We start from the raw sequence: 21,882 nt of genomic DNA, 5'->3' as shown, positions 1-21,882 counted from the left end.
CACTATTGGGGGACGTTCCCCACACTCGCCGATCACAACGGTGCGTCCATGGCCAGGCCTTGCAAACGCCGGTACTGACGCAAGACGCTGGGCACATAACGCTGGGTTTCAGCAAACGGCGGGACCACTCCGCCACGGCTCAGCACCGCTTGCGGCCCGGCGTTGTAGGCCGCCACGGCGAGGGTGATGTCGTTGTCGAACAGGGTCAGCAGGCGCTTGAGGTATTTGGCGCCGCCCTGGATGTTGGCCTTGGGGTCATAGACGTTTTTCACCCCCATCTCCCGGGCGGTATCGGGCATCAATTGCATCAGCCCGCCGGCGCCTTTGGGGGACGTCGCATCCGAGTTGTAGCGGGACTCTTCGCGGATGACCGCGTGCAACAACGCGGCCGGCAATTCATTGGCCGTGGCGGCCGCCGACACCAGCTCTGCATAGGGTTGCCTGGCAATCATCTGGGGCTGCTGATCAAGACCGACCAGCGAGGATTGGGGCTCGTGAATCACCCGTTCATAGGTGCGGCCGGGACGGTGAACATTGGACAGTACGTAACTGCCCTTGGCGTCCACGGAAACGAACACATCGGCCTGTACGACGCTCGTCAGCAGCAAACAGCCGAGCAGTCCTGTGGTGAGTGTTTTCATTTTTTTGTCTCCCCTGCCCGGCCCCGAAAAATGGGGGTAATGCCCCAATGGCCGGTAGTAAACAAGCCATACGCAAGCACTGTGCCGAAAGCGCAAAGGCCCGGAATACAGGGGTTGTGGAAGAATGACCGGGGGTGAGCATGGCAATTGCATACGCCTCCATGGCGACCCTTCTGCCGACTGTGTGAGGTCATCATGAATCAGCGTTTGCGTTCCGCCCCGCGCCCTCAAAGCGGGTTCACCCTGCTCGAACTGTTGGTGGTGCTGGTGGTGCTGGGGCTGTTGGCCGGCATCGTCGCGCCGAAGTATTTCGCCCAACTGGGCCGCTCCGAAGTGAAGGTGGCCAAGGCGCAAATCGAAGGCTTGGGCAAAGCGCTCGACCTGTACCGTCTGGAGGTCGGTCATTACCCATCGACCGAACAAGGTTTGCAGGCGCTGGTCACTGCGCCAAGCGATGAAACCAAATGGACCGGTCCTTACTTGCAGAAAAAACTGCCGCAGGATCCGTGGGGTCGTAACTACAACTACCGCTACCCCGGCGAAAACGGCGAGTACGATCTGCTGTCCATGGGCAAGGACGGCCAACCCGGCGGCGAAGGCGAAAACGCCGAAGTCACCAGCTGGCAATGACGGGGGGAGGCCGACCATGCGCTTTCATCTCAAGGCAGTGGGCAAGGCCGGCGTGGTCTCGATGACCGTCGAGGCTCCCGGCCACAGCGAGGCCCGGCGCATCGTCGAAGACCAGGGCTTGCGGGTGGTCAGCCTGCACGTCGAGCGGCACTGGCGCGCGTTGCGCCTTCGACAGCGCGAGACATTCAATCTGGTGTTGTTCAGCCAGGAACTGACCACCTTGCTCAACGCCGGCCTGCCGTTAATCGATGCGCTGGAAAGCCTCGCAGAAAAAGAGAACGCGCCACAGGCCCGTAAAACGTTGAGCGAACTGGTGCGCCTGCTGTATGAAGGCAAATCGTTCTCCCAGGCATTGGCCCAGCTGTCGGCGGTGTTCCCTCCGCTCTACGTGGCGCTGGTGCAGTCCAGTGAGAAGACCGGCGCCGTGGGTGATGCCCTGGGCCGCTATGTCAGCTATCGCCAGCGCATGGACGAGGTTCGGCAAAAAATCGTCAGCGCTTCGATCTACCCCCTGCTGTTGCTGGTGGTGGGTGGTGGCGTGGTGTTGTTCTTGATGGGTTACGTGGTGCCGCGCTTCAGCCTGGTGTTCGAAGGGCTGGGGTCGAATCTGCCGTGGCTGTCGCAAGTGCTGATGAGCTGCGGAATGTTCCTGCACGCCCACCAGGGTGAGTTCTTCGGCGCATTGGCGGCAATCATCGTCGCCCTCGGCTTTCTTCAGCGACAACCGGCTTTTCGTCGGGGCGTCGACCGTGTGATCGCAAAACTCCCGGCGGTCCATCAACGCATTTTCATGTACGAACTCGCGCGCTTCTATCGCTCCCTGGGCATCCTGTTGCAGGGCGGCATTCCCCTCGTCACCGCCATGGGCATGGTTCGCGGCCTGCTCACCCCCGCCTCCCGCGTGCGCCTGGACCAGGCCTGCGAACGGGTACGCGAGGGGCAATCGCTGTCGGCCGCGCTGGAGCTCAATCACCTGGTGACCCCAGTCTCCCTGCGCTTGCTTCGAGCGGGCGAACAATCCGGCAACCTCGGCCAGATGATGGAGCGCAGCGCTGACTTCTACGACGAAGAAATCAGCCGCTGGATCGAATGGTTCGTGCGGCTGTTCGAACCCTTGCTCATGACCTTCATCGGCCTGCTGATCGGGGTCATCGTGATCCTGATGTACATCCCGATCTTCGAACTGGCCTCGAGTATTCACTGACCCGCTGGAACAGGGTCGATGTGTACCGTTCATCGTTCATACGCGTTGCCACTGAATTAATCGGCGCGTTGCGGTGTTCTCCCATTGAATCGAGCAGCAAGTTGCATTGTTCATCAACGTTCCAACCTGAATAAGAAGACGGAGAACGACATGCACATCAACAAGCTTTTACTGGCAGTAGCTATTGGCGCAGTTCTGTCGGCGTCTACCGTATTGATCCCGGACAGCTTGTCCGGGGTATCGAGTGCCCAGGCCAAGGATGGTGGTAGTGGTGGCGGCGGTGGATCGGGCGGCGGGGGCGGTGGTGGTGGTCACGGCGGCGGTGGGTCTGGCGGTGGTGGCGGAGGTCACGGCGGCGGTTCTGGTGGCGGTGGCGGCGGTCACGGCGGCGGTGGTTCCGGTGGCGGAAGCGGGGGCGGCGGCAATGGCGGTGGTCACGGTGGCAGCGGCGGCGGTGGCAATGGCGGCGGCCACAGTGGAAACGGCAGCGGCGGCAACAGCGGCAGCGGTCACAGCAGCGGCGACCATGGTTCGGGACACTCAGGCAGCTCAGCCTCATCCGGGCGCAGCGGCACTCACTCTGAGCCCGGCGACGATCACGGTGTACACCGCTCGGGCGAAATCGGCGACGACCACGGTGTGCACCGCGCGGGCGAAATCGGCGACGACCGCGGCGTACATCGCGCGGGCGAAATCGGCGACGACCGCGGCGTGCATCGCGCGGGCGAAATCGGCGACGACCGCGGTGTGCATGTCGGTGGCGAGCCAGGTGATGACAAAAGGTCCTGACAGGGGCTGATCTTCAAAACCCCACAATCCTTTGTAGGAGCGAGGCTTGCCCGCGAAGGCGTCGTGACATTCAAAACAAGCGTTGACTGATACGACGCCTTCGCGGGCAAGCCTCGCTCCTACAAGGAGATGTGTGATCCGGCGTTCTACAACCCACACTCAACCCGATCCAGCCGCTCGCGCAAAAACTCGATCAACGCCTGCACCGGCCGCGAACTCTGGCGGTGCTGCGGATACACCGCCGACAACGTCAGCGGCGGCGGACGAAACTCATCCAGCACCGGCACCAGCCGACCCTCCTTCAGCGCCGAACCGACAATGAACGTCGGCAAATACGTAATCCCCATCCCGGCCACTGCCGCATCCTTGAGCAACTCCCCGTTATTGACCCGCATCCGGCCCGTCACGTTGACGCTCAGCGGCTTGCCCTGCCCTTCAAAACGCCATTGCACCTGACGCCCGTGGCCGTAAGGCAGGCAGTCATGGTTGTGCAAATCTTCGGGTTTGAGCGGCGTGCCGCGCTCAGCCAGATAGGCCGGGCTGGCGCAGTACACGCGCTGGATGGAGGCGATGCGGCGGGCGATCAGGGTCGAGTCCTCCAGGATGCCGATGCGCAACGCCAGGTCGTAACCCTCGCTGAGCAAGTCCACCGGCCGATCGCTCAAGTCCACTTCCACCGTGACATCGCGATAGCGCTGCAAAAACAACGGCAGCAAGCAACCCAGATGCGCCAGCGCAAACGACAACGGCGCACTCACGCGGATGGTGCCGCGCGGCTCGGTGGTCTGGCCGGCGATGCCCTGCTCCACTTGCTCGACTTCACCGAGCAAACGTAACGCGGACTCGTAATAACTCTGGCCCAGCGGCGTGACGTCCAGCCGCCGCGTGGAGCGATTGAGCAGGCGCACGCCCAGACGCTCTTCGAGCTGCATCAAGCGCCGGCTGACAAACTGCTTGGACAGGCCCAATTGATCGGCTGCCGAGGTGAAGCTGCCGGAGTCCATGACCTGGCAAAAAATACGCATATCTTCGAACGGGTTCATTGTCACGCCTTGGTTGACAGTCAAACACTTTATAGCTGCTTTTTCCCTTTTGGGCGACCTATTAATCTGTGTCCACGGTGTTGCTGAGGCCTGACCTACAGCGCCAGCAGCGACCTGACCTCAGGTAATCAAAAATTAATTAATTAAAAAGGATTTGCCCCATGAACATCGTCAAACAAACCCTGACCGCTTCCCTTCTCGCCCTTTCCATCGGCAATGCATTCGCCGCCGGCAGCCCGGGTGTCGAACACAATACCCAGGCCTTCCTCGAAGCCCTCGCCGCCGGCGGTGGCAAGCCGCTTGAGCAGTTGAGCCCCAAAGATGCCCGTGCGGTGCTGACCGGTGCGCAAAACTCGGTGAAGGTTGATCTGTCGGGTGTGGACGTCAGCGATCGTGCGATCAAGGTCGACGGGCAAACCATCAACCTGAAAATCGTCCGGCCGGCCAAGGTCAAAGGTGAACTGCCGGTGTTCATGTTCTTCCACGGTGGCGGCTGGGTGTTGGGCGATTACCCGACTCACCAGCGTCTGATCCACGATCTGGTGGTCGGCTCCGGCGCTGTCGCGGTGTATGTCGATTACACGCCGTCGCCGGAAGCGCATTACCCGACTGCGATCAACCAGGCCTACGCCGCGACCCGTTGGGTGGCCGAGCATGGCAAGGACATCGGCGTCGATGGCAAGCGCTTGGCGGTAGCCGGCAACAGCGTCGGCGGCAACATGGCGGCGGTCGTGGCGTTGATGGCCAAGGAACAGAAAGCACCGTCGCTGCGCTTCCAGTTGTTGATGTGGCCGGTGACCAACGCACAGTTCGACAGCGGCTCGTACCAGCAATTTGCCGAAGGCCACTTCCTGACCAAGGGCATGATGAACTGGTTCTGGGACAACTACACGACCGACCAGGCCGAGCGTGCGCAGATCCATGCCTCGCCGTTGCAAGCCAGCGCCGAACAGCTCAAAGGCCTGCCCGCCGCCCTGGTGCAAACCGCCGAGTTCGACGTGTTGCGTGACGAAGGCGAAGCCTATGCCCGCCACCTCGACGCAGCCGGTGTGCCGGTCACGGCGGTGCGATACAACGGCATGATCCACGACTTCGGCCTGCTCAACCCGCTGAGCCAGATTCCGGAGGTGAAAGCGGCGGTTCGTCAGGCAGCACTGGAACTCAAGACTCACTTGAACTGAGTCACCTCGCCTCGCCACACAGCAATGCGTGGTGAGGCTGCTTTTTGTAGGAGCCAGGCTTGCCGGCGAAGGCGTACTTGAGGGCGCCTTCGCCGGCAAGCCTGGCTCCTACAAAAAACTACCGCCAACAACAACCAGTCTGCCGGAGTTCTCCCATGTCTTTTGTCCTCGCTCACCTGTTGTCCTGGAGTGCCCTGCTGCTGGTGATCGACACCGTGCTCTGGCACCTCGCGCCGTTCAAGCATCGCGTCATGCGGGTTGGCGTGCGGCTGGCGTTGTTTGTGCTGTTCAGCGCGCTGGTGATCAATGCCGGTGTGAGCCCGTTGCAGGCACCGTTGTTCGCCGAGGATCGTGTCGCGCAATTGGGCGCCACGGCGTTGGGGATTCTCTGGTGGCTGTACTCCGCGCGGGTGCTCACCGAAGTCATCGGCCTGGTGCTGATGCGCCGCATCGGTCACAGCGGTCGCTTGTTGCAGGACGTCATCGGCGCGCTGGTGTTCCTGATTGCAGTCGTCGCGGCGGCCGGTTACGTGCTGGAGCTGCCGGTGAAAGGCTTGCTGGCGACGTCCGGTGTCGTGGCCATCGTCGTCGGTCTGGCGTTGCAAAGCACCTTGAGCGACGTGTTTTCCGGGATCGTGCTCAACACCACCAAGCCGTATCAGGTGGATGACTGGATCATGATCGATGGCGTCGAAGGCAAAGTCCTCGACATCGACTGGCGCGCCACGCACCTGCTGACCAGCGCCGGCAGCACCGCTGTGGTGCCGAATTCGGTGGCGGCCAAGGCGAAAATCGTCAACCTCAGCCGGCCTACCAACATGCACGGCGTGTCGATCAGCATTCAAGTGCCCAACCACATCCGCCCGCGTCGGGTGCTGGATGCGCTGGAGCGCACGCTTCAAGGCAGCAGCAGCTTGCTGCTCAGCCCGGCGCCGAAAGCCGTGCTCAAAGAGGCTGGCGAAACCATGTCCGAGTACGTGGCCAGCGGCTTTATCGCCGAGCTCGGCAAGAAGAGCGAGGTGCGCAATCAGCTGTTCGACCTGGCGCACCGGCACCTCGAAGCGGCGGGAATTTCCCGGCAGATCGATGGTGTGATTGAACCGACAACCCGCGCACGGGCGTTGCTGGATGAAGTGAAAGTCTTCCGCTCCCTGAGCGAGGACGAGCGTGATCAATTGGCTCAGTCCATGGTCCCGCAGCAATACGCGGCGGGTCAGGTGGTGCTGGAATTGGGCGAAGTGCCGGACAGCCTGATGGTGATCGCCACAGGCGTGGTCAGCGCCACCGTGCCCGATGGCACCGGGCAAACCGAAGCCGGGCGCATGGGGCCGAGTGAGGTGATGGGTGAACAAAGCGTGCTCACCGATACACCGTCCCAGGCCACCTTCACCACCCTGACCTCATGCATCATTTACCGGATCGACAAATCCCTGACCCGTGGTTGCATGGAACAACGGGTTGAAGTGGGTCGGGCACTGAACAAGCTGCAAGCGGTGCGGCAGCAGAACACCCGGTTGGCGCTGATGGCCAAACCGGTTCCGATCAAGAAAAACGGCTTCCTCAACTGGCTGCAAAAACGCCAACAGGCCTAGTTTTTGTGGCTGCCTGAATGTTGTGGTGGCGTGCTTTTGTGGCGAGGGAGCTTGCTCCCGCTTGAGCGCGCAGCGCTCACCAAAAAAAAAGGGGCTGCTTCGCAGCCCAGCGGGAGCAAGCTCCCTCGCCACAAAAAACCTCACCACCCAATGAGGTTGTCCCAGACATAAAAATGCCCGCACAGTCGCGGGCATTTTTATGGATCGCCGGGCTTACTTCGAAGTCAGCGCCACGTAGCTGTTCATCAAGTTGCGATAGTTCGGAATACGCGGCGACAGCAGGTTCGCCAGGCCTTCCATGTCGTTGCGCCAGTCACCCTGCAGCTCGCACGCCACCGAGAACCAGTTGACTAACTGTGCTCCGGCCGCCGACATGCGTGCCCAGGCCGCTTGCTGCACGGTTTCGTTGAAGGTGCCCGAGGCGTCGGTCACTACAAACACTTCAAAGCCTTCCGCCAGTGCCGACAACGTCGGGAAAGTCACGCATACGTCGGTCACCACACCCGCGATGATCAGTTGCTTGCGGCCAGTGGCTTTAACGGCTTTGACGAAATCTTCGTTGTCCCAGGCATTGATCTGGCCTGGACGCGGGATGTACGGCGCGTCCGGGAACAGTTCCTTGAGCTCCGGCACCATCGGGCCGTTCGGGCCATTTTCGAAACTGGTGGTGAGGATGGTCGGCAATTTGAAGAACTTGGCCAAGTCCGCGAGGGCCAGCACGTTGTTCTTGAATTCGTTCGGCGAGAAATCCTGGACCAGCGAGATCAGGCCGGTCTGGTGGTCGACCAACAGGACTACGGCATCGTCTTTGTTCAGGCGCTTGTACGGAACGTTGCTCATGTGAAACTCCTCGATGGATGGGTATTACGCAAGGCGCCGACGCAGCGCATCGGCGCGTTTTGTGATCGTCAGAACGCGAAGCACGAGCAGCCGAACGCGCCCCAGAAACCGGCGAAATCGCTGACCGGCGCGTTCGACAACCGGGCCTTTTCATGGCTGTGGGCATGCACGCCGCACGGCCCGCTGCAATGGTGAACCTGCGCCTGCATCGGCGACGTCGGACGCCAATGACCCGGCACCTTGACCACCGGCGACCAGTCCGGCAGCACCGGCACGCTGGCAGGTCCCAGTTTTTCGAAATCACCGGCGGCGTACACCACCTTGCCGCCGACCACGGTCAACACCGATTCGATCCACTTGATCGCTTCTTCATCGACGCTGAAAAAGTCAGCGCTGAGCGCCGCGACATCCGCCAGTTGGCCAATCTTGATCTGGCCTTTCTTGCCCTGCTCGGACGAGAACCAGGCGCTGCCGTGGGTGAACAGCTCCAGCGCGGTCTGCCGGGACAGGCCCTCGGCATGCAGTTCCAGGCCACCGACGGTGCGGCCACTGACCATCCAGTACAACGATGTCCAAGGATTGTAGCTCGACACCCGCGTGGCATCCGTACCGGCGCCGACCGGTACCCCTTCGGCCAACATGCGCTTGATCGGCGGGGTCGCCTCGGCGGCCTTGGCGCCATAACGCTCGACGAAATACTCGCCCTGAAACGCCATGCGATCCTGAATCGCAATACCGCCACCCAGCGCCCTCACCCGCTCGATGTTCTGCGGCGTAATGGTTTCAGCGTGGTCGAAAAACCATGGCAAACCGTTGAACGGAATGTCGCGGTTGACCTTCTCGAACACGTCGAGCATGCGGCTGATGGATTCGTTGTAGGTGGCGTGCAGACGGAACGGCCAGCGCTGCTCGACGAGGTGGCGAACCACCGGTTCCAGCTCATCTTCCATGGTCTGCGGCAGGTCCGGACGCGGCTCGAGGAAGTCCTCGAAATCCGCCGCCGAAAACACCAGCATTTCCCCGGCGCCGTTGTGTCGCAGGTAATCGTCGCCCTGATGCAGGGTCACGCTCGACGTCCAGTTCTTGAAGTCGGTCAGCTCTTCTTTCGGCTTCTGCGTGAACAGGTTGTAGGCGATGCGAATGGTCAGCTGCTGGTCCTTGGCCAACTGTTCGATCACCTGATAATCGTCGGGATAATTCTGGAAACCACCGCCGGCATCGATGGCGCTGGTCAGGCCGAGGCGATTGAGTTCGCGCATGAACTGGCGCGTCGAGTTGACCTGGTACTCCAGCGGCAACTTTGGCCCCTTGGCCAGCGTCGAGTACAAAATCATCGCATTGGGACGGGCGACCAGCATGCCGGTCGGCTCACCGTTGCTATCGCGCACAATCTCGCCACCCGGCGGGTTCGGCGTGTTGCGGGTGTAACCGGCCACGCGCAAAGCGGCGCGGTTGAGCAACGCGCGGTCGTACAAATGCAGGACAAACACCGGGGTGTCTGGCGCGGCCTGATTGAGTTCTTCGAGGGTAGGCATGCGCTTTTCGGCGAACTGGAATTCGTTCCAGCCACCGACCACCCGCACCCATTGCGGCGTGGGCGTGCGATCGGCCTGGTCCTTGAGCATGCGCAAGGCATCGACCACCGATGGCACGCCTTCCCAACGCAGTTCGAGGTTGTAATTCAGACCGCCGCGAATCAGGTGCAAGTGCGAGTCGTTGAGGCCGGGAATGACGCAACGACCCTTGAGGTCGATGACCTGCGTGCCCGACCCGCGCAGGGCCATGGCTTCAGCGTCGGTGCCGACCGCGACGAAGCGACCTTCGCGGATCGCCACCGCGCTGGCGCGTGGGTTTTCACGGTCAACGGTATGAAATTGGCCATTGAATAAAATCAGATCGGCGTTCATCGCGTTTCCTTGGACGGAGTGGATTGAGACAGCCAGGGCGCGAACAGACGCGTCGCCATCGGCATGAACAGGTACACCACCGAAACGACGATGGTCAGCGTGATCAGGAACGTCGCGACCACGTAATTGGACAGGATGGCGTTAAGTTGCAGCAGCGGGCCCCAGAGCAGCGGCACCAGCAAGGTGTGCGGCAGAATCACCAGCAACGTCACCACGGCCTGCTTCCAGCGCGGCGGCGGTGGCGAAGCGGCGTCGGCCTGCGGCGCGAACCAGAATTCGTTGACCGGATTGACCTCGGTCTGGTCGCCATCGGCGAGCATCGGCGTGGCTTCGTTGACCAACTCAAGGCGCTGCGGCGAATCGAGCCAACGCTGCATCGCGTCGGTGGAACAAAAGCGCAGCACGCAGGTGTACATGTCCAGGCCAGCGTTTTTACCGCGCATCACGTCCACGCCCAAGTGCCCTTCCTGCTGCCCGGCGATGCTGACAATGTTGCGCAACCAGGCTTCATAGGGCGCTTCAAAACCGGCTTTGACCCGGTGCTTGATGACCAGGGTCACGACTTCCTCGAAACGATTGGATTCAGGCATAACGCAAAGCTCCGGCAAATCGGACATTGAGCGCCAGCCGTCCCGGCCCGGCGATAAGTAGGCTGGTGAACACAATCAACAGCAGCCAACCGAACTGCCCTTCATCGAGACTCCATTGCACATGCACCACCAGCAGCGCGATCAGCAACACTGCCAGAATCGGCAGACACGCCAGACGCACCAACACCCCTGCGATAATCAGCAACGGGCACAGCACCTCGGCAAAAATCGCCAGCATCAGCGTGACGTTCGCGCCGAGGTGAAACGGGTCTTCGATGACTTGCAGTTGAGCGCTGAAGTTAAGCAGCTTCGGCAAACCGTGCACCCACAGTAGAAACACACCGCCAGTGACCCGCAAAAACAGCAGTCCGAGATCCTGCGCCCGCTCATCCCATCGCGATGTATTCATGGGCTACCTGCACAAATGAAAAACCACCGACGTTCATGCGCCGGGACCTGGTTTGATAGTGCCGGGACGGGAGCGGGGAAAATTGGATGTACGTGCTGTTTTGCGGATGAGCCGGATCTACAACCGACGAAGATCCTGTGGGAGCGAGCCTGCTCGCGATAGCGGTGGATCATTCAGCCTTGATGGTGGCTGATACGCCGCCATCGCGAGCAGGCTCACTCCTACAATTGGATTGGGTGCATCTGCGAAATATTGGTCGGCTGGCAGGCCGCCTTCGCTGGCAGGCCAGCTCCCACAATTGGATTGGGTGTATCCGCAAAATGTTGGTCGGCTGTCAGGCCGCCTTCGCTGGCAGGCCAGCTCCCACAGTGGAATGTGGGTACCTGCAAGAGAATGGTCGGCTGTCAGGCCGCCTTCGCGGGCAAGCCTCGCTCCTACAGTGGAATGTGGGTACCTGCAAGAGATTGGTCGGCTGTCAGGCCGCCTTCGCGGGCAAGCCTCGCTCCTACAAGGGGTTCGGTGTACACGCTTCGCTTTTCACCACTCATTAGGCCGAGCGTTAGCTCGCCTGCTTTTGATCTTGATCTGCCCGCCCCTTCGGGAGGCCGAGTGGAGGCGTTCATCTGGGGGTGGGCGCGTAGCGCCGTGCGGCGAAGCCGCACACATCGAGAGGAGGTCGAAGCGAAGCCGACCGGAGGCGATGCCCCCAGATGAATGCCGGAGCGAGGGTACGCCGAGCCTAGGCGAGGGGCTGGACGCTGGGGCGAAGACCTTTGCTTCCTTTGGGGCGTTTGCCAAAGGGAGTCGCCGTAAGGGCGAAACCATAAGCAGCCGTTACCGCAGAAATGGATATGTACACCTGAAAGAGATAGGTCGGCTATCAGGCCGCCTTCGCGAGCAGGCTCGCTCCCACATTGGGGACGGGGTACGTCAAGGGGAACCTGGTCGGCCCGAAGGCCGCCACGTTCAAACCGAAACCACCAAAGGCCTAGACATGAACTCACTGATCCGCGACCGCAACCACCGCTCCGCCGGATCATTGTCATGCACCCCACTCCAGGCCATCGACAACTGCGCCGCATCAATGGGAAACGGCGGATCCTCCGCCCGCAACGCACACCCCTCCACCAGCGCACACGCCGCATAATCCGGCACCGTGGCAATCATCTCAGTCCCGGCCAACAACGCCCGCAACCCGCTGAACTGCGGCACACCCAACACCACCCGACGGCTGCGACCGACCTTGGCCAGATCCAGATCGATATTGCCGCTCAAATCACCCGAGAACGACACCATGGCATGCGGACGTTCACAATATTCGTCCAGCGTCAGCGTCCCCGGCCGCTTGTCCCCGCGCAGCACCTTGCAAGGAATGTCCCGCAACTTCTTGCACTTGGCATTCGCCGGCAAATCCGTGGTGTAACTCACCCCCACGGAAATCTCACCCGAGGCCAGCAACGCCGGCATCAGCAGATAGTTGGCGCGACGCACCACCACCACGATCCCCGGCGCCTCTTCCTGCAATTGCCGCAACAACGGCGGAAACAAACCGAACTCGGCATCGTCCGACAGCCCGATGCGGAACACATCGCTACTGGTCGTCGGATCGAATTCCTTCGCCCGACTGACCGCCCCGGAAATCACATCCATCGCCGGTTGCAGCTCCTTGAGAATAGCCAGTGCCCGCGCCGTCGGCTCCATGGCGCGACCATTGCGCAGCAACAACGGATCGTCGAACAAATCCCGTAACCGTCCCAGCGCCGCACTCACCGCCGGCTGCCCCATGAACAGTTTTTCAGCGACCCGGGTCAGGTTCTTTTCGAACATCAACGCTTCGAAAATCACCAGCAGGTTCATGTCGACGCGACGCAGATCGTTACGGTTCATAGGCACGGTTTCCTTGTGTGTTCAGCCAGGCTTGAGGGTAACGATTGTCTCTGACTTTACGTGAGACTGCCCACCCGGCATGAGGAATTAACAACGTTTAACTCGCCTGACAAGGCCTCGCAACCAAGAATGAAGCTCACCGACACGGACATTTGTCATGGCCCATTCTCAGCAAAACGTCGCCCGTGCGGCAGTCGATGACGCACCCAGAAAAGCCACCGGCGGCTTGACCCCATGGCGTGAAGAGCTGGCCAAGCAACTGATCCTCGAACGCCTGGGTGAAACCGTTGAAGTCACCGAACTGGCCCGCGCCTGCGCCCTGTCGCGCAGTCATTTTTCCCGAGCGTTCAAGTGCAGCACCGGGCTCTCGCCCCAGGACTGGATTCGTCATCAACGCATCGCCCGGGCCAAGCAATTGATCCAGAACACCGACATGACGCTGACGCAAATCAGCCTCGAATGCGGCTTCTGCGATCAGGCGCATTTCTGCCACATCTTCACCCGCAGCGAAGGCATCAACCCATTTGCGTGGCGTTGCCGTGCGGTGCGCACCCTTCCCCCACGTCGCGCCTGCACCGCTCAAACTCACGCGCTATAAAACCTGTTTTATCAGAGTGAAAACCGGCGCGGGTCCATGCCCGCGCCGGGGCACATCAACCCTTGAGAAACGCCAGCAGATCAGCATTGAGCTGATCCTTGTGGGTATCCGTCAAGCCGTGGGGCGCACCGGGGTAGACCTTCAGCTGCGAACCTTTCACCAGTTTTGCTGAGGCGATGCCCGCCGCTTCGAAGGGCACCACCTGGTCCGCGTCGCCGTGCACCACCAGCGTCGGGATGTCGAACTTCTTCAGGTCTTCGGTGAAGTCGGTTTCCGAGAACGCCTTGATGCAGTCGTAGGCGTTCTTGTGGCCGGCCATCATGCCTTGCATCCAGAACCAGTCGATCATGCCCTGGGACGGCTTGGCGTCCGGTTTGTTGAAGCCGAAGAACGGCCCGCTGGCGAGGTCGATGTACAGCTGCGAACGGTCGGCCAGAGATGCCTGGCGAATGCCGTCGAACACTTCGATCGGCAGGCCACCGGGGTTGGCTTCGGTCTTGAGCATCAGCGGCGGCACCGCGGAAATCAGCCCGGCCTTGGCCACGCGACCGGTGCCGTGGCGACCGATGTAGCGCGCCACCTCGCCGCCGCCGGTGGAGAAGCCGAACAGCACGGCGTCTTTGAGGTCGAGCAACTCGATCAACTGCGCCAGGTCATCGGCGTAGGTGTCCATGTCGTTGCCAGTCCACGGCTGGCTTGAGCGGCCATGACCACGACGGTCGTGGGCGATCACCCGGTAGCCTTTGGAGGCCAGGAAGATCATCTGCGACTCCCAACTGTCGGCGTTCAACGGCCAGCCGTGGCTGAAGACGATGGGTTGGCCGGTGCCCCAGTCCTTGTAGTAAATCTCGGTGCCATCTCGGGTCGTGAATGTACTCATGCGATGTCTCCTTTGCGAGTGTTGGGGGTGTATCAAAGCGGTGATGGGTTCATTCGTTCAGCCAGCCGCGCCACCCGCTCGCCGAGGTGCGCGGCGGTGCAACGGTCTTCGGGAGGTGGGGCGAGGTCCGGGGTCTGTTCGACATTCGACTGGGCCATGGCGCCGAGCGAGCTACCGAGGCGATTCATTTGCCCGTCGAAGGCGCCGGTGCTGGAGCGCGCCGGCAGCAGGTCGAGGCCGACCCAGATCATCGAGTGCTGCGCGGCGAATACCGCCATCTGCAGCAAGGTGTTGAGTTTGTCGCCGCACAGGCAGCCGGAATTGGTGAAGCCGGCCGCCAGTTTGTCGCGCCACGGCTGGGCGAGGTAGAACGCCGCCGTGGACTCCATGAAGCCTTTGAACTGCGCCGACGCGCTGCCCATGTAGGTCGGGGCGCCGAAGATGATGGCGTCGGCGCTGTGCAACCGGTCCCAGTGCTGGTCCACTTCATCGACCGGAACCAGCAGGCAGGTGCTGCCCACATGCCGTTCCACACCCAGGGCCACGGCTTCGGCCATGACCCGGGTGTGCCCGTAGCCACTGTGATAGACCACCACCACGTTGCTCATCCCGGTGTCCTCATGACAAGTTGATCCCTTTGCTACATGCCCCACTCGCCAGCCCGGCACAATTCCCTGTGGGAGCGAACCTGCTCGCGATGGCGGCGGCACATTCAACATCGAAGCGAGCTGGCTCGCGCCTACAAGACCAGCGGGTGTTGAAGCAGCAGAGTTTTGGGCGTAGACCAGACGCAGGACGAGTTAAACGTTGTTAATTTTCATTGGCGCGCCAAAAGCCTCAACAGCGGCTTTGCCAAGGTTGCCCCTCAATAAATGCGGCGCCTGCCAGGGACGCCAGGTACAGGCAGTCGCAGCGGACACCCGACAGTCAGGCGAACACCTCGTTGCGTTGCCGGAAAAACCTGAGGAATATGCTCGGAAACCGCGTACCAGACGGCTGCAAGCAGGAGCGACACGTTGACCCTTTCCCCAGAACAGGCCATCCATTTCGGCCCCTACCGGATCTATCCCGGACAACGCCTGGTGCTGGAGGCCGACCAGCCCCTGCGCCTGGGCCGGCGCGCCATGGATATTCTGCTGATTCTGCTGGAGCACGCCCCAAACGTGGTCAGCAAACAGCAACTGATCGCCGGGGTATGGCCCAAAAGCGTCGTCGAAGACATCAACCTGCGCGTGCACATGGCGGCGCTGCGCAAAGCCCTCGGCGACGGCCAGGCCGGCCAGCGCTATATCGTCACTGTCGCCCAGCGCGGCTACAGTTTTGTTGCGCCCTTCTCCCTCGAGTCCATCGAGCAGCACCCCGCGAGCGAAAGCCTCCAGCCGAGCGCCCATAACCTGCCGATCCGCCGGATGCGCATGATCGGTCGTCAATCACTGGTCGAAAACCTGGTCACGCAACTGTCACGCCAGCGCTTCATCACCCTCGTCGGCCCCGGTGGCATCGGCAAGACCACCGTGGCGCTGCGCGTCGCCGAACTGTTGATCGGCCGCTACCGCGACGGTATTCGCCTGCTGGACCTGGCGCCGCTCAGCGATCCGAGCATGATCAGCGCCCAGTTGGCGACGCTGCTGGATTTGTCCCTGCACGATGCCGAATCTACAAACGGACTGGCCACGTTCCTGCGCGAGCGGCGGATGCTGCTGGTGATCGACAACTGCGAGCACCTGCTCGACGCGGTCGCGCTGCTCTGCGAAAGCATCCTGCGCGCCGCGCCGCACGTGCACATCCTGGCCACCAGCCGCGAGAGCCTGCGGGCCGAAGGTGAGTTCGTCCAGCGCCTCGAATCGCTTGATTGCCCACCCCCCATCGCGGTGCTGGACCGCGCCCAGGCGCTGACCTTTTCCGCATTGCAACTGTTCGTCGAGCGGGCCATGGCCAGCCAGGACAGCTTCGAGCTGAGCGATGACGACCTGCCGTTATTGATTGATATCTGCCACCGCCTGGACGGCATTCCGCTGGCCATCGAACTGGCGGCGGCGCAAGTCAGCCACTTTGGCCTGAGCGGGTTGCTGACGCAGTTGCAAGGCAGTTTTCGCCTGCTAACCCAGGGCTGTCCGTCGACGCTGGGCCGGCACCAGACCCTGCGCGCCACGCTCGACTGGAGTTTCGAACTGCTGAACGCCTGCGAGCAAACCTGCCTGCGCCGACTGGGGGTGTTCAGGGGCGGTTTTACGCTGGAGTCGGCCGCGGCGGTGATCGTCGGCGAACACATCGAGCCCGGCGAGGTGTTCGGCTCGATCACGCAACTGGTGGCCAAGTCGTTGCTGAACGTGGAAGTGGGCGACGAAGAAGTGTTCTACCGCTTGCTCGACACCACCCGCAGCTACGCACTGGAAAAACTCGACCAGACCCTGGACCTGCCGGACACCCGAAAGCGCCACGCCGAACGCTGCCTGGCCTTGATGCATCAGGCTCAAACTGACTGGGAGCTGATTTCCACGGGCCTGTGGATCGAGCGTTACGCCCGCAGTCTGGATGACATTCGTTCGGCCCTCGACTGGGGCTTTAACGCCCAAGGTTCGCAGGCGCTGGCGATCCGGCTGACTGCGACGTCGACGCCGCTGTGGCAGGAGTTGTCGCTGCTCAAGGAACATGGCGTTTACGTGCGCAAGGCGCTGGCCTTGCTGGAGGCCGCGCCCGAGCCCTGTCCTCACCTGCAAATGGCCCTCAAGCTCGCCCTCGGCAGTTCCTGCTACCACACCCAGGGCGGCACGGCCGAAACCATTGCCGCGTTCGTCAGCGCCAGAACCCTGGCCAGGCACAACAACGACGTAGCCGGTCAACTGCGGGCGGTGTCCGGGCACATGGCGGTCAATCTCAGTTGCGGCCACTACCAAATGGCGCTGGAGCAGAGCCAGCTGTTCGACCGCCTGGGCGCCCAGGGTGACCCCGTGCTGTCGCTGAGCACGCACCGCTTGCGCGTCCTGGCCCTGCACTTTGCCGGCAATCAGCAACTGGCCCGGGTGAATGCCGAACAGGTCATCCAGCGCATGGCCCAGAGCGGGCACCTCAACCGCTTCACCCACGGCTTTGGCGTGCAATACGATCAGAGCGTGGCCGCCCTGACAATTCTGGCGCGCATCCTCTGGTTGCAAGGTCAGCCGGAGCAGGCGTGGCGCACCGCCCGCCAGGCGCTGGACATCGCGCTCCAGATCAACCACGGCACCTCCATTTGCTACACCCTGGCGCTGGCCGGCTGCCTGATCGCCCACTACAACGGCGACAGTACAACCGCACGCAAACTGTTACGGCTGCTACTGGAACAGGCGCAGAAACATTCGGTGCTGCTGTTTCACACGTGGGCGCAACACTACGCGCAGGTGATCGACCAGGCTGGAGCACCGTCGGCGCCACCGCCGGGTGCCGGGCTGATCAAGGAAATCATGGTCACGCTGGACGCCACGTTCGTCGATGACGCCTTGTGGCAACGGGCCGATAACGGGGCAGCGGGCTGGAGCACGGCGGAGATATTGCGGGCCAGGGCTGATGCGTTGCTGACTGAAGAAAATGCGCAGGCAGTGGATGACCCGAGTGAACGCGTTCGCGAGCAGGCTCACTCCTACAAAAGCGAGATGGCGGAGGAGGTATTGCTGCGAGCGTTGAATGTGGCCAGGCATCAGGGCGCCCTGGCCTGGGAGCTGCGCAGCGCCACCTCGCTGGCGCAATTGTGGCAGCGCCAGGGTCGACATCAGCAGGCTCATGAACTGCTGACGCCGATCTACAACCGGTTCACCGAAGGCTTTGCCACCCCGGACCTGAGCAAAGTCCGTCGGCTACTCGACGAGCTGCATGGGCACCTGAACGCCTGAGACCCAGCGTGCCCGGCTGATGTAATGCGAGTAGCGCTGTTCGAACGTACGCAGGTGGCCGCTGTGTTCGAGTTTCTCCAGGGCATAGGTGCGCGTGGTATTGAGCAAGCGGTACCGCGTGGTGCCGTTGACCTGATCCATCGACAGCAGCGACTTGGCGACCAACCGCTGCACCAGCGTCGCCAGTTGATCGGGTTTGAGCAGCTCGCAACTGCTGACGCCAATCGCCGCCTCCAGGGTGAAGGACATCTTGAACACCGAGAGGCGCTGCAACACGGTTTGCTCCCCCTGGTTCAGCCGTTCATAGCTCCAGTCCAGCGCAGCCTTGAGGGTTTGATGCCGGGGCACGGCCGTGCGTCGCCCCTGAGTCAGCAGTTGAAAACAGTTATCCAGCTGAGCCTGCAAGCCGACCAATGCCAGCGCATCGATCTGCGCCGCTGCCAGTTCAATGGCCAGCGGCAAACCGTCAAGTCGTCGACAGATTTCACGCACTGCCTTGAGGTCCTGTTCGCGCAAGGCAAACCCTTGTTGACGGGCTCGGGCGCGACTGACGAACAGCTGCACCGCCGAGTAGCCCATGGACTCGGCCACGCTGTGCAACGCCGACGCGGGCGGCACCGCCAACGACGGCAAGCGCTGGACTGTTTCCCCCGCCGCCATCAGCGGTTCACGACTGGTGACGAGAATCGACAGCCGAGGCGCCGACGCCAGCAAATCGTCGACCAATGCCCGGCAGCGTTCCAACAGGTGTTCGCAGTTGTCGAGCACCAGCAACATATGCTGATTCGCCAACACCTCCAGGGTTGTGCCGACCTCCAGTCCCAGGGTTTGTGTCAGGTGATCCACCACGCGTGCGGGATCATCGAGCACCGCGAAATCCACCAGCCAAACGCCATCTTTATAGTGCTGCAACAGCAGTTCGGCCACGCGGAGCGCCACGGTGGTTTTGCCGATGCCAGCGGGGCCGACCAGGGTCATGAGCCGCCGAACCGGTAATTGCCGGACCAGGCTGCCGACCATCGAGTCCCGTCCGGTCACGGGTGTGAGCCGCGCAGGCAGGTTGTGCTGATGCTTTAGCACGGTCTCGATCGAGACCACGGTGGTCGCCGGCACCGACTCCACCGGGGCGACAAAGCTATAACCGCGCTGGGGGATGTTGACGATGTAGCGCTCACCGTTCTGCCCGTCGCCAAGCGCCCGGCGCAGCGCCGCAATATGCACGCGCAGGTTGATTTCTTCGACCACGGACGTCGGCCAGACGTGGGCAATCAACTCGTCCTTGCTGACCACATGGCCGGCGCGCTCAACCAGCACCTGGAGGATATCCAGGGCGCGACCGCCCATGCGCAGCGGCCGATCACCGTCCAGGATCAGCCGTTGCCGCTGGTGAAAGGCGTAGGGGCCGAACCGCAGCACCGTATCGCTGTTTAAATCTCTGAAGCTGTTCATGCACGTTTGCGTGCTGAAAACCTGGCCCGGCTCACAGTGCAGAAATATCGATCGCACCCACCTTCCAGGCTCCCGCACCTCCATTGCAAAGAGTTCATGGCTATCTTGGCAGGCCTCGGTGACGGTACAACTGCCACGGGGGGAGCGTCACGGCCATTGCGGTGCGCACAACGGCCAAGAACGCTCTAGCTGAACTGTTCGCGGTATTGCGTCGGGGTCAGACCGAGCTTTTCAGCGAACAGGAAGCGCATATGGCGCACGCTGCCAAAGCCACTTTTGAAGGCCACGGTCTTGAGTGGCAGATCGCTGGTTTCCAGCAGATTCCTGGCGCAATCGATGCGCGCGCTTTGCAGAAACTCCATGGGCGTCATGTTCACGTCCCGGGCAAACATCCGGGCGAAGTGCCGCGTGCTCATGTTCGCCAGGCCGGCCATGCGTTCGATGCTGAAGGCTTCGTCGAGGTGTTCGAGCACATGGTTCTGCACGCGGGTGATCGGCGTTTCCTGCGGCGCGACAGTGGCCATCAACGGACTGAATTGCGCTTGCCCGCCCTGGCGTTTCATCACCACCAGCAACACCTTGGCCACGTCCTGGGCGACTTTCTTGCCGTGGTCTTTGGCGACCACCGCCAGTGCCAGGTCAATACCGGCAGTGACGCCGCCGGAGGTGATGAGGTTGCGGTCCTGCACGTAAATCTGATCGGTCTCCACCGTCGCCTTGGGGAACCCTTTGATCAGCCGTTCGGTGTAATGCCAGTGGGTGGTGACGCGATAACCGTCCAGCAAACCGGCATGCCCCAACACGAACGCGCCGGTGCAGATCGAGCCGTAGCGCCCGGCGCGATCGACAGCTGCTTTGAGCCAACACAGCAACGGCGGATGTTTTTCGTTGTACGCGCCCGGGCCGCCCGGCACCAGCAGCAGGTCGTAGGCTTGATCGGCCTGATCGATGTGCAGATCGGCCTGCACGCTGACGCCGTTGGAGGCCCGCAACGCGCCATGCTCGGTGCCGATGGTCGCCAGTTCATAACGGTCATCTGCTGCCAGGTATCGATTGGCGATGGAAAACACTTCCATGGGCCCGGCCATGTCGAGCAGCAGAAAGTCCGGAAACAACACCATAGCCACGGTTTTCATGGGTTCACAGTCACTGAAGTCAAAAGAAGGTCCCTCTAACAAACACCAATCCCCTGTAGGAGTGAGCCTGCTCGCGATAGCGGTGTGTCAGTCAGCATAAATATTGAATGTAATGACGCTTTCGCGGGCAAGCCTCGCTCCTACAGGGTTCTTGCCAGCCATTGCTGTGCATTATGGCTAATGTCCGGCGCCAGCGTCGGAGGAAAATGCCTGAATGCCCGTTCATTACTGTCAACCACAAAGCGACAGTATTTCAATTTCCATCTACTTATTGCACCAACCAGTAACCATTAACCTTCTCCTCACTCGGACGAATCAACGTCCCCACAGGAGATTTCATCATGCTGACCCTTCGCAAAGCCTCGGATCGCGGCGCCGCCAATCATGGTTGGTTGAAGTCGTTCCACACCTTTTCCTTCGCCAATTACCGCAACCCGAAAGAGCAGGGTTTTTCTGACCTGTTGGTGATCAACGATGACCGTGTGGCGGCCGGTAAAGGCTTCGGCCAGCACCCGCACCGCGACATGGAGATTTTCTCCTACGTGCTCGAAGGTGCTTTGGAACACAAGGACACCCTGGGCACCGGTTCGGTGATCCGTCCTGGCGACGTGCAATTGATGAGCGCCGGCAGCGGCGTGGCCCACAGCGAGTACAACCACTCGGCCACGCGGCCGGTGCACTTTCTGCAAATCTGGATCGTGCCGGACGTCAGCGGCGCCAAACCGCGTTATCAGCAAGAGCACTTCAGCACCCAGAAAAAACGTGGGCGCCTGCAACTGATCATCTCCCCCGACGGGGCCAAGGGTTCGCTGAAGGTGCGTCAGGACGCACGGGTGTATGCCGCGCTGATCGACGGCAAGGAAAGCGCCACACTGGAACTCGCCGCAAACCGCTATGCCTATGTGCACGTGGCCCGTGGCAGCGTCGAACTCAATGGCGTGCAGCTGCAAGAAGGTGATGGCGTGCGGGTTCGTGATGAGCAGGTGCTGGCGTTGAGCAACGGTGTGGATGCCGAAGTGCTGGTGTTTGACCTGCGCCCGCAGGAACTGCCAGAAATGCCATGACCGTGACTGACCTGGGGGCTTCTGTGTCCCCAGGCTTTACCAGCCAATCACATCATCTGTGGCGAGGGAGCTTGCTCCCGTTGGACTGCGAAGCAGTCCCCTTCTCTTTAGATAGATAGGGGGCCGCTCCGCAGCCCAGCGGGAGCAAGCTCCCTCGCCACAAGGGTTGTGTG

General features: G+C 61.7%; 19 protein-coding genes. 8 read left to right on the top strand and 11 right to left on the bottom strand.

Annotated elements, in window-relative coordinates; genetic code table 11:
- Positions 1 to 32 precede the first annotated feature (32 nt).
- Entirely contained in the window at positions 33 to 641 is a 609-nt protein-coding gene (locus AC1ROI_RS13735; RefSeq protein WP_010455720.1) for a lytic transglycosylase domain-containing protein, read from the bottom strand.
- A 195-nt stretch (positions 642 to 836) separates the two neighbouring features.
- On the opposite strand from AC1ROI_RS13735, the gene gspG reads away from it, so the two are divergent.
- The 3 genes from gspG to AC1ROI_RS13720 all read left to right on the top strand — a co-directional run bounded on the left by gspG (position 837) and on the right by AC1ROI_RS13720 (position 3,264).
- On the top strand, positions 837 to 1,271 hold the full coding sequence (gene gspG / locus AC1ROI_RS13730) for a type II secretion system major pseudopilin GspG (RefSeq protein WP_010455721.1): 435 nt from the start codon (positions 837 to 839) through the stop codon (positions 1,269 to 1,271).
- 16 nt (positions 1,272 to 1,287) lie between these two features.
- Complete coding sequence (locus tag AC1ROI_RS13725) at positions 1,288 to 2,475, top strand: type II secretion system F family protein (protein ID WP_102595504.1); 1,188 nt, start codon at positions 1,288 to 1,290, stop codon at positions 2,473 to 2,475.
- A gap of 150 nt (positions 2,476 to 2,625) precedes the next feature.
- Complete coding sequence (locus AC1ROI_RS13720) at positions 2,626 to 3,264, top strand: hypothetical protein (RefSeq protein ID WP_258538179.1); 639 nt, start codon at positions 2,626 to 2,628, stop codon at positions 3,262 to 3,264.
- Positions 3,265 to 3,410: 146 nt separating this feature from the next.
- On the opposite strand, the gene AC1ROI_RS13715 is transcribed toward AC1ROI_RS13720, so the two are convergent.
- On the bottom strand, positions 3,411 to 4,307 hold the full coding sequence (locus AC1ROI_RS13715; protein WP_102595902.1) for a LysR family transcriptional regulator: 897 nt from the start codon (positions 4,305 to 4,307) through the stop codon (positions 3,411 to 3,413).
- Between the two features lie 161 nt (positions 4,308 to 4,468).
- Here AC1ROI_RS13715 and AC1ROI_RS13710 point away from each other — a divergent pair, with 161 nt between their 5' ends.
- On the top strand, positions 4,469 to 5,488 hold the full coding sequence (locus AC1ROI_RS13710) for an alpha/beta hydrolase (protein WP_077750467.1): 1,020 nt from the start codon (positions 4,469 to 4,471) through the stop codon (positions 5,486 to 5,488).
- Between the two features lie 155 nt (positions 5,489 to 5,643).
- Positions 5,644 to 7,080 carry a mechanosensitive ion channel family protein gene (locus tag AC1ROI_RS13705; protein WP_077750468.1) on the top strand — a complete coding sequence of 479 codons (1,437 nt, stop codon included), beginning with the start codon at positions 5,644 to 5,646 and terminating at the stop codon, positions 7,078 to 7,080.
- Positions 7,081 to 7,293: 213 nt separating this feature from the next.
- Here AC1ROI_RS13705 and ycaC read toward each other — a convergent pair whose 3' ends face one another.
- From ycaC to AC1ROI_RS13680, 5 genes are all read right to left on the bottom strand, one after another.
- Positions 7,294 to 7,920, bottom strand: a complete 627-nt coding sequence (gene ycaC, locus AC1ROI_RS13700) for an isochorismate family cysteine hydrolase YcaC (protein ID WP_010455729.1) — start codon at positions 7,918 to 7,920, stop codon at positions 7,294 to 7,296.
- A gap of 68 nt (positions 7,921 to 7,988) precedes the next feature.
- Positions 7,989 to 9,827, bottom strand: coding sequence for an amidohydrolase (locus AC1ROI_RS13695; protein WP_102595899.1), 1,839 nt, complete (start codon positions 9,825 to 9,827; stop codon positions 7,989 to 7,991).
- On the bottom strand, positions 9,824 to 10,417 hold the full coding sequence (locus AC1ROI_RS13690) for an antibiotic biosynthesis monooxygenase (RefSeq protein ID WP_102595898.1): 594 nt from the start codon (positions 10,415 to 10,417) through the stop codon (positions 9,824 to 9,826). The genes AC1ROI_RS13695 and AC1ROI_RS13690 overlap by 4 nt, the downstream gene beginning before the upstream one ends.
- Positions 10,410 to 10,826 (bottom strand): DoxX family protein, encoded by a 417-nt coding sequence (locus AC1ROI_RS13685; protein WP_102595897.1) that lies wholly within the window; start codon positions 10,824 to 10,826, stop codon positions 10,410 to 10,412. The genes AC1ROI_RS13690 and AC1ROI_RS13685 overlap by 8 nt, the downstream gene beginning before the upstream one ends.
- Positions 10,827 to 11,792: 966 nt before the next feature.
- Positions 11,793 to 12,713, bottom strand: coding sequence for a LysR family transcriptional regulator (locus AC1ROI_RS13680; RefSeq protein ID WP_102595817.1), 921 nt, complete (start codon positions 12,711 to 12,713; stop codon positions 11,793 to 11,795).
- A 157-nt stretch (positions 12,714 to 12,870) separates the two neighbouring features.
- On the opposite strand from AC1ROI_RS13680, the gene AC1ROI_RS13675 reads away from it, so the two are divergent.
- Positions 12,871 to 13,311 (top strand): helix-turn-helix domain-containing protein, encoded by a 441-nt coding sequence (locus AC1ROI_RS13675; RefSeq protein WP_102595816.1) that lies wholly within the window; start codon positions 12,871 to 12,873, stop codon positions 13,309 to 13,311.
- A 55-nt stretch (positions 13,312 to 13,366) separates the two neighbouring features.
- Here AC1ROI_RS13675 and AC1ROI_RS13670 read toward each other — a convergent pair whose 3' ends face one another.
- Both AC1ROI_RS13670 and AC1ROI_RS13665 read right to left on the bottom strand, forming a co-directional pair.
- On the bottom strand, positions 13,367 to 14,191 hold the full coding sequence (locus AC1ROI_RS13670; protein ID WP_077748146.1) for an alpha/beta fold hydrolase: 825 nt from the start codon (positions 14,189 to 14,191) through the stop codon (positions 13,367 to 13,369).
- 32 nt (positions 14,192 to 14,223) lie between these two features.
- Positions 14,224 to 14,799, bottom strand: coding sequence for a flavodoxin family protein (locus tag AC1ROI_RS13665; protein WP_102595815.1), 576 nt, complete (start codon positions 14,797 to 14,799; stop codon positions 14,224 to 14,226).
- 408 nt (positions 14,800 to 15,207) lie between these two features.
- On the opposite strand from AC1ROI_RS13665, the gene AC1ROI_RS13660 reads away from it, so the two are divergent.
- Entirely contained in the window at positions 15,208 to 18,060 is a 2,853-nt protein-coding gene (locus tag AC1ROI_RS13660; RefSeq protein WP_492573979.1) for an ATP-binding protein, read from the top strand.
- Here the strand turns inward: AC1ROI_RS13660 and AC1ROI_RS13655 are convergent.
- Positions 18,025 to 19,509: an ATP-binding protein gene (locus AC1ROI_RS13655; protein WP_102595813.1), complete on the bottom strand. Its 1,485-nt coding sequence runs from the start codon at positions 19,507 to 19,509 to the stop codon at positions 18,025 to 18,027. The two genes, AC1ROI_RS13660 and AC1ROI_RS13655, sit on opposite strands and share 36 nt — an antisense overlap.
- A 185-nt stretch (positions 19,510 to 19,694) precedes the next feature.
- Positions 19,695 to 20,645, bottom strand: a complete 951-nt coding sequence (locus AC1ROI_RS13650; RefSeq protein WP_042932737.1) for a GlxA family transcriptional regulator — start codon at positions 20,643 to 20,645, stop codon at positions 19,695 to 19,697.
- Between the two features lie 341 nt (positions 20,646 to 20,986).
- Between AC1ROI_RS13650 and AC1ROI_RS13645 the strand changes: the two genes are divergently transcribed.
- Complete coding sequence (locus tag AC1ROI_RS13645) at positions 20,987 to 21,709, top strand: pirin family protein (RefSeq protein ID WP_010455748.1); 723 nt, start codon at positions 20,987 to 20,989, stop codon at positions 21,707 to 21,709.
- Positions 21,710 to 21,882: the final 173 nt, after the last annotated feature.

This window comes from Pseudomonas sp. GW823-FHT02C02 (assembly GCF_058797635.1).
Note: the sequence above shows the minus strand (reverse complement) of the source record. Positions and strands in the feature narration are given on the sequence as shown.

Coding starts and splice junctions, on each gene's coding strand:
- AC1ROI_RS13665 (WP_102595815.1), bottom strand. CDS start 14,799: ATGAGCAACGTGGTGGTGGTCTATCACAGTGGCTACGGGCACACCCGG.
- AC1ROI_RS13670 (WP_077748146.1), bottom strand. CDS start 14,191: ATGAGTACATTCACGACCCGAGATGGCACCGAGATTTACTACAAGGAC.
- AC1ROI_RS13650 (WP_042932737.1), bottom strand. CDS start 20,645: ATGAAAACCGTGGCTATGGTGTTGTTTCCGGACTTTCTGCTGCTCGAC.
- AC1ROI_RS13710 (WP_077750467.1), top strand. CDS start 4,469: ATGAACATCGTCAAACAAACCCTGACCGCTTCCCTTCTCGCCCTTTCC.
- AC1ROI_RS13695 (WP_102595899.1), bottom strand. CDS start 9,827: ATGAACGCCGATCTGATTTTATTCAATGGCCAATTTCATACCGTTGAC.
- AC1ROI_RS13645 (WP_010455748.1), top strand. CDS start 20,987: ATGCTGACCCTTCGCAAAGCCTCGGATCGCGGCGCCGCCAATCATGGT.
- AC1ROI_RS13720 (WP_258538179.1), top strand. CDS start 2,626: ATGCACATCAACAAGCTTTTACTGGCAGTAGCTATTGGCGCAGTTCTG.
- ycaC (WP_010455729.1), bottom strand. CDS start 7,920: ATGAGCAACGTTCCGTACAAGCGCCTGAACAAAGACGATGCCGTAGTC.
- AC1ROI_RS13655 (WP_102595813.1), bottom strand. CDS start 19,509: ATGAACAGCTTCAGAGATTTAAACAGCGATACGGTGCTGCGGTTCGGC.
- AC1ROI_RS13675 (WP_102595816.1), top strand. CDS start 12,871: ATGGCCCATTCTCAGCAAAACGTCGCCCGTGCGGCAGTCGATGACGCA.
- AC1ROI_RS13690 (WP_102595898.1), bottom strand. CDS start 10,417: ATGCCTGAATCCAATCGTTTCGAGGAAGTCGTGACCCTGGTCATCAAG.
- AC1ROI_RS13725 (WP_102595504.1), top strand. CDS start 1,288: ATGCGCTTTCATCTCAAGGCAGTGGGCAAGGCCGGCGTGGTCTCGATG.
- AC1ROI_RS13680 (WP_102595817.1), bottom strand. CDS start 12,713: ATGAACCGTAACGATCTGCGTCGCGTCGACATGAACCTGCTGGTGATT.
- gspG (WP_010455721.1), top strand. CDS start 837: ATGAATCAGCGTTTGCGTTCCGCCCCGCGCCCTCAAAGCGGGTTCACC.
- AC1ROI_RS13685 (WP_102595897.1), bottom strand. CDS start 10,826: ATGAATACATCGCGATGGGATGAGCGGGCGCAGGATCTCGGACTGCTG.
- AC1ROI_RS13705 (WP_077750468.1), top strand. CDS start 5,644: ATGTCTTTTGTCCTCGCTCACCTGTTGTCCTGGAGTGCCCTGCTGCTG.
- AC1ROI_RS13735 (WP_010455720.1), bottom strand. CDS start 641: ATGAAAACACTCACCACAGGACTGCTCGGCTGTTTGCTGCTGACGAGC.
- AC1ROI_RS13715 (WP_102595902.1), bottom strand. CDS start 4,307: ATGAACCCGTTCGAAGATATGCGTATTTTTTGCCAGGTCATGGACTCC.